Here is a 7,230-nt window from a genome sequence, read left to right on the forward strand (position 1 = left end):
GACCTCGGCGGCGACCCGGACTTCCCGACACTGCTCACCCGGGTACGCAACAGCAGCACGGCGGCGTACGAGCACCGGGACATCCCCTTCGACGAATTGGTGAGCACGCTGAATCCGCGCCGGGACCCGGGCCGCAACCCCCTGTTCCAGGTGATGGTCGAGTACGAGAACGAGGGCGAGGTGGACTTCGACCCGCCGCAGCTGAGCGCTGCCCTGCTCGACATGCCGAGCGACCGCGCCCCGTTCGACCTCAGCGTCTACCTGACCCGCCACCGCGACGGCGTCCGGTTCATGGTCGAGTACGACACCGCCCTCTTCGACGAGGGCACCGTACGCCGTCTCGTGGAATATGTGGAGCAGGTGCTGCGCCGCGCCCTGGACACCCCCGGTGCGCGGCTGGCCGAGCTCACCGCTGTCACCGCCACCGACCGTGCCGCCCTGGCCCGGCTGGGGCACCTGGACAAGCCGTCGACCGCCGCCGAGGACACCCTGCACGGCCTGTTCGAGCAGCAGGTGAGGCGGACCCCGGACGCCGTCGCGCTGATCAGCGGTGAGCAGCACCTCACGTACGCGGAACTGGAGAACAACGCCGGCCGGCTGGCCGGTCGGCTGCGTGCCCGGGGTGCGGCGACCGCGGAACGCGTGGCAGTGCTGCTGCCCCGCGGCGCGGACCTGATCACCGCGCTGCTGGCCGTGCTCAAAAGCGGAGCCGCCTACCTCCCCCTCGACCTGTCACTGCCCACGCCCCGGATCGCCGCGCTGCTCCACGACGGCGCCCCCGTGCTGCTCCTGACCGCAGATGCCGCCCTCGCGAGGCACCCGGAGCTCTCGGCACCGGTGCCTGTGCACCTGGTCGACGAAGCCGGCGACACGCTTCCCGCCGCCCCCCTGGAGGACACGGCCCGGCCCGAGGACCCGGCGTACTGCGTCTACACCTCCGGCTCGACCGGCCGTCCCAAGGGCGTCGTCGTGCCCCACCGCGGCCCGGTGAACCTCATCCGCGGTCACCTGGAGCGGCACCCCCCGCTGCGTACCCTGCAATGGACCTCGCCCGCCTTCGACGTGAGCGTGCAGGAGATCTTCACCACCCTGGCCGCCGGGGCGGCGCTGGTCCTGATCGACGATGAGGTGCGGCACGACGCCGAGGCCCTGGCCCGGGCCGTGCGCCGGCACGAGGTGCAACGGCTCTTCATGCCCTGCACCCCGATGAAGTACCTGATCGGGACCGGCCCCGTACTGCCCTCCCTGCGTGAGCTGTTCTCGGCCGGTGAGGCACTGCAACTCACCGACGCGTTCCGCCGCTTCCTCGCCGCCCACCCCCGATGCGCCCTGTACAACCAGTACGGGCCCACGGAGACGTCGGTCATCGTCACCTCTCACCGCGTCGACCCCGTCGGCGAGGAGTGGCCGCCCATCGGCACCCCGGTGCCCGGAGCGCGGATCCGGCTGCTGGACGGCGCCGGGCGGGAGGTGCCGGTGGGCGCGGTCGGCGAGATCCACGTGGGCGGTGTCCCGGTCGCCCGCGGCTACCACGCCCGTCCTCAGGAGACAGCGGCCGCCTTCCTCGAAGAGGGCCCCGGCGTGCCGCTGTACCGGACAGGCGACCTGGGCCGCTGGCGAGCGGCGGACAGCACCCTGCAGTACTGCGGCCGTACCGACGACCAGGTCAAGATCCGCGGCCACCGGGTCGAACCCGGCGAGATCCAAGCAGCGCTGACTGAACTGCCCGGCGTCCGGGACGCGGCTGTCGTGCCCCGCCGCGACCGGCACGGCGACATGGAGCTCCTCGCCTACGTGGTGCCCGCGACTCCGGCGGCCGATCCGCGCGAGCTGCACGCCGTGCTGTCCACCGGACTCCCCGACCATCTGGTGCCCCGCCACTGGGCGTTCCTGGAACGGTTGCCGGTGAACGCCTCCGGCAAGCTGGACCGCGCCGCCCTGCCCGAGCCCACGACCGGGGCAGGGCCTGGTTCCGGGGAGACCGGGGCCGAGCCCGCCACCCCGCTGGAGAAGGACCTGCACCACCTGTGGTGCGAGGAACTCGGCATCCGGCGGATACCGGTGAACCGCTCCTTCTTCCAGCTGGGCGGTCACTCCCTCAGCGCGATCCGGCTGCTCCACCGGATGCGGGAGTGCCTCGACGTCGGTCTCACCATGACCGACTTCTTCCTCGAGCCGACCATCCGGGCTGTCGCGGCCCGCTGCGGAGCACGCGCACACCGGGTGGTCGACACCGCGCCGATGCCGTCGACGCTGCGCCGGCTGTGGCGACGCCACCATGATCTCGCCGACCCGAGTGTCTACAACGTCGCCCACCGCATCGACCTGCACGGCGATCCGGACCTCGAAGCCCTGGTCCATGCCCTGGAAGACCTGGTGAACCGGCATCACGCGTTGCGAAGCAGAGCCGTACGGCGCCCGGGCCCGGGCGAGGGCGAGTACGAATACGCGGTCGAGGTGCTGGCGGACGTCCCCGTGGAGCTCCCGGTCACCGATCTCTCCGCACAGGCCGAGGACGCCGCATCCGTCGAGCAGTGGTGCCGGGAGCAGGTGTCCGGAGCGTTCGCCATGGACCGCGCACCCCTGTTCCGCTTCCGCCTCGCCCGCCTCGGCCCGGATCACCAGGTTCTGGTGACCGTGTTCCACCACGCGATCGTCGACGGCTGGTCCATGGGCGTCATCTGGCGTGAGTTGCAGGCGTCGTACAACACGTGGAGCACCGGCTCCCAGGCACCACTTCCGTCACCTGTGGTGCAGTTCACCGACTTCGCCCGGTCGGAACACGGCCTGCCGGACGACCGCAGGGCGCGACTCGAACGATTCTGGCGCACCGAACTCGACGGCGTGGCCTTGCGCCCGGCGCTGCCCTACGACCTGCCGCGGCCTTGCACACTGTCCGGCAGGGGCGCGCTGCACACCTGGACCATGGACGGCGACCTGCCTCGTGAGGTCGCGGACACGGCGGCCCGACTGAGCACGACTCCGTACTCCGTGCTGGCCTCCGCGTTCGCGACATGGCTGGCCGGTCTGTGCGGCACGCCAGGTGACGTGGTGCTGGCTGCGTCCAGCGCGAACCGCACAGGACGCGACCACTCGGACGTGGTCGGGCTGTTGGGCGACGCGGTCCTGCTGCGCGCCCGGACGAGTGAGGCACAGACCTTCGCCGATCTCGTGAAGCAGCTGGGCAATACCCTCTTCATGGCGTTGGACCACCAGGATCTGCCGCTGACGGACGTCGTCGAGCTGGTCTCCCCGCAGACCGGGGACGCGCTGTTCCCCACCGTGCTGTTCACCGTGGTCACCACCCCGCCGCCCGCGCTCGACCTGCGGTCGGTAGCCGCCTCGATCCGAGGCCTCCCGTCATCGGGGGTGGCGCGGAACGAGCTCTACGTCGTCATCTCCCCGGGCGATGACACCATCACCGTCGCTTTCGAGTACTCCACCGACCTGTTCACCCGCACCAGCATCGAACGGTGGGCGCGGTCCTTCTCCGAACTCCTGCGAAGGGCGGTGTCGGACCCTGAGTGCCCGCTGGGGAGTCTGCGCCCTTTTCCCGCCTCACGTTGAGGCGTGGTGAAGGACGAGGGCGGCATTCACGATGTCTTTCGGCCCGTCGGCCCGGCACCGGCCCGGCGCCGCGTGCTGAGGCCGCTCGGGCCGTCCTGACCGAGTGAGAACCGGCCCCACGGCCGCGCCTGCGACCTGGCGGCAGCGCTGCCGGCCGCCCCGGGTTTTCCGTGCTGTACGCACATTCCGTGAAGGCACTGGGTGGGGCGTGGGGTGATCCGGTCCCGGGCCGGGCGGTTGTGCGGCCCCTCGCCTCCGGCGCCGGGACGAGCGCCGCCGCCGGCCCTGCCGAAAGCGGCAGGGACACGACGTCTCAGCTGCCCAGACCGAAGAACCGGGCCGCGTAGTACGGACCGCAGAGCGAGTCGTGGCCCTGGCCGACGCTGCCGCACCGGTCGATGCCGGTACCGGGGTCGACCGGCGCCTCATGACCCATCGCGTCGATCAGATACGTCTCCACCTGCCCGCTGCCGTACACCTGCTTCGTGACGCCTGCGGCGGGACGCGTGGTCGACGTCGGTGTCTGCGGGACGCCGAACACGTCGGTCCAGCCGTCGCGCTGCTTCTCCAGCGACTTCTTGTTGATCAGCGGATCGGAGCCGCCGTGCCAGATCTGCACACGCGGCCGCTCACCGGTGTAGCCGGGATGGGCGCTGCGGATCCTGTCGCCCCATTCCTCCGGGGCCACGAGGTTGTACCGGCCGGGACACGGGGCGAGGGAACCGGTCCGGAAGTAGTCCTGCTCGTTGTCCGCACACCCGTACGCCATGCCGAAGAAGACGGCGCCCGCCTTGAAGACCTCGGGGTGGGCCGCCAGCATCACATTGGTCGCCGCGCCGCCACCGGAGTAACCGGCGGCGTAGACCCGGTCGGCGTCGGCGGTGTGGCTGGCCTTCATGAAGTCGACCATCTGGACCACGGAGCGGGCTTCGCCCTGGCCGTCATGGGTGCGGTCGGCCGGGTTCCACGCGCTGAAGCACTTGTGCGGCACGATGCCGCCGGAGCCGACGTTCTCGTCCTTCTGCTCGGGAAGGACGAGGGTGAAGCCGTAGGTGTCGGCGTACTTGCGCCAGCCGGTGTCGATGTCCAGGTCCTGAGCCGAGCCTCCGCAGCCGTGGAAGAGGACCACGACCGGGGCGCCGGACCGCGCCTTCTCGGGAACGTACGCGAACATCTTCAGGTTGCCGGGGTTGCTGCCGAATTCCCTCACCTCGTGGAAGCCGGTCTCCGCCCGTGCCGGGACGGCGGTGAGCAGGGCCGCTGTCACCACCGCGAGGACCACCACCAGCAGGGACCCGATTCTGCGCACTGTGAAGCGGGATTCCGCGCCCGCCACGCCTGGGGAGTTCATGTTTTGAGCGTGGGCCCTTTCCTCCGGCAGGACATCGGCAGGATGACCGGTGCCGGTACGGCAGGCGCCGGCCCTGGGGGTAACCCCAGGAGGAAGAGTGCAGGAGGCAGGCTGTCCGGGACCCGCTGTCCCCCGGCAGCCTTGATCCATGCGTGTACTGCACGGAACACATCGATCGCATCGGTTACTGCTGCTTCTGCTGGCGCTGACGCTCGGCGCCGGGACGCTGACGGCCGCCGCCCGGCCGGCTCACGCGAACACGGCGGTCACCGCCGGCCCGGAGCGTGAACTGGCCCGCGTCGCGGAGCCCTTGCGCTCCACGGAGCCCGGCGCCCCCGACGGAGATCTGCACCCGCTCGGCCGCATGATCGGCCCGGCGAAGATCGTCGGGCTGGGTGAGGCCACGCACAGCTCCCGGCAGTTCTTCACGATGAAACACCGCGTCTTCCGGTACCTCGTCGAGGAGAAGGGCTTCACCACCTTCGCGCTGGAGGCGCCCTGGTCCACCGGCCTGGTCCTCAACGCGTACGTGTTGTACGGGAAGGGCGACCCGGAGGAGATCATGCGGAAGGAGTTCCAGAGTTCGTACCGGATATGGAACACCCGCGAGTACCTCGGTCTGCTGAAGTGGATGCGCGCCCACAACGTCCGCCATCCCGGCCGCCCGGTGCAGTTCATGGGTGAGGACAACGGCTACGCCGGACCTGAGCTCTTCGACGAGGTCACGGACTACGTCTGCGCGCATCATCCGGAGCTGCTGCCGGAGTTCCGCCGCCTCTACCGCGGGTTCCGGCCGACGAAGAGCGTGGAGGAGACCGTCAACGAGAAGATGGCCGCGCCCCTCGCCGAACGCAGGCGGACGGCCGCGACGGTGCAGCGCGCCTACGCGCTGCTCCAGGCGCAGGGGCCGGACGGTGACCGCGACGCGTTCGAGTGGGTCCTCCAGCACGCCAGGGCCATCTCCCAGACAGCCACCCTCTACGCGTACTACGACTTCTCCGACCCCGGGAAGATCGCTCAGGCCATGCTCTACCGCGACCAGGTCATGGCGGAGAACACCGTGTGGTGGCAGCGCCGCACCGGCCACCGGATGCTGCTGTCGGCCCACAACGGCCATGTCTCCTACGAGTCCGACAACCCGGAGCAGTATCCGAAGACCCAGGGGGAGTTCATACGGCAGACCGTCGGAGCCGACTACATGAACATCGGCTACACCTTCGGGCAGGGGTCCTTCAACGCGATGGACCTGACGGACCCGGAGGAGTCCTACCGCCGCTTCTCCGTGGAGCCGCTGGGCGCGGGCAGCAACGAGGAGGTGCTGGAGCGGGTCCTGCGCCGGGACTACTACGTCGATCTGCGGGCCGTACCAGGACGGACCAGGAACTGGCTCATGACGGAGCGGCCGACCCGGTCCATCGGGAACGCGTGGCCGGAGGACCCCTACCGGACATCGCTCGGGCGCCAGTTCGACGTGCTGGTACACCTCCATCGGGTCTCCGCCGCCGACCTCCTGTGAAGGACCGGAGACGGAAGCCCCGGGCTCGCGCGCCGGGTGCCTCCGCCTCGGGGAGCCGCCGGTCCGACGGCCGCGGCACACCGTGGAACACCCGCCCCCGGGCATGACCGGGGTGTGGTATGGCACACAACCGGCCGGTTCCCACTGTGCCCCTTCCGCCCCCTTAATCCCTGACGGGAGTACGGATGTGCGTCTTCGCGGCCGTCCTGCGCCCGCCGGCCGCTGTGACCCGGATCTCTACCGCGCCGGCCGTCTCCGCTGGCACTGTGGTCGGGTCACGGGGGACGCCCACTGCCGAACGACCGAGCGAGATGCCATGACCGCGACCACAGCCGACCACCGGACCCACGCCCGCGCCCGCACCGGTGGCCCCGAGGACGGGCCGAAGATCCTGGAACACATCCTGGGCTGGACGCTCGTCGTCGTCCTCGCCATGTTCGTCACCCAGGCGGGGCTCATGTGATCTGCGGCCCCCGCTCACGACGGGTGGGGTGGGGCGCCCGCCCGGCACCCCACCCCTGACCCGCCCTGCGGTGCGTCTACCCGCCGTGGCCGGTAGTAGTGCTCGGTCAGGTGCATTCGTCGGTGGCGCGTCCGGTTGAAGGGCTGTGCCGTTCGGCGCGGGAAGGCCCCGGTGCGGACGAGGGGCCGGTGCCGCCTACGGGAGGACGATGTTCCGGCCCGGACCGCCTTCGACCACGTCCTTCCCTGGGCCGCCGGCGATCAGGTCGCCGCCGGCCTGGCCGTGCAGCATGTCGTCGCCGGAGCCGCCGAGGAGGACGTCCTCGCCGTCCCC

4 protein-coding genes and 1 pseudogene are annotated in these 7,230 nt (G+C 70.8%); 3 read left to right on the forward strand and 2 right to left on the reverse strand.

All coding sequences use genetic code 11. The features are described 5' to 3' along the window. Positions 1–3,567: amino acid adenylation domain-containing protein (locus VN520_RS03320; RefSeq protein ID WP_325745310.1), on the forward strand; the 3,567-nt coding region annotated here is incomplete at its 5' end. Between the two features lie 313 nt (positions 3,568–3,880). Here VN520_RS03320 and VN520_RS03325 read toward each other — a convergent pair. After that, positions 3,881–4,918, reverse strand: a complete 1,038-nt coding sequence (locus VN520_RS03325; protein WP_325745311.1) for a PHB depolymerase family esterase — start codon at positions 4,916–4,918, stop codon at positions 3,881–3,883. 148 nt (positions 4,919–5,066) lie between these two features. Here VN520_RS03325 and VN520_RS03330 point away from each other — a divergent pair, with 148 nt between their 5' ends. Then, positions 5,067–6,434, forward strand: coding sequence for an erythromycin esterase family protein (locus tag VN520_RS03330; protein ID WP_325745312.1), 1,368 nt, complete (start codon positions 5,067–5,069; stop codon positions 6,432–6,434). 316 nt (positions 6,435–6,750) lie between these two features. After that, positions 6,751–6,897: an SCO1431 family membrane protein gene (locus VN520_RS03335; RefSeq protein WP_325745313.1), complete on the forward strand. Its 147-nt coding sequence runs from the start codon at positions 6,751–6,753 to the stop codon at positions 6,895–6,897. Between the two features lie 195 nt (positions 6,898–7,092). On the opposite strand, the pseudogene VN520_RS03340 reads toward VN520_RS03335, so the two are convergent. Continuing rightward, positions 7,093–7,230: pseudogene (locus VN520_RS03340) on the reverse strand (calcium-binding protein); the annotation flags it as partial.

Source organism: Streptomyces sp., assembly GCF_035563135.1.
Lineage (GTDB): Bacteria > Actinomycetota > Actinomycetes > Streptomycetales > Streptomycetaceae > Streptomyces.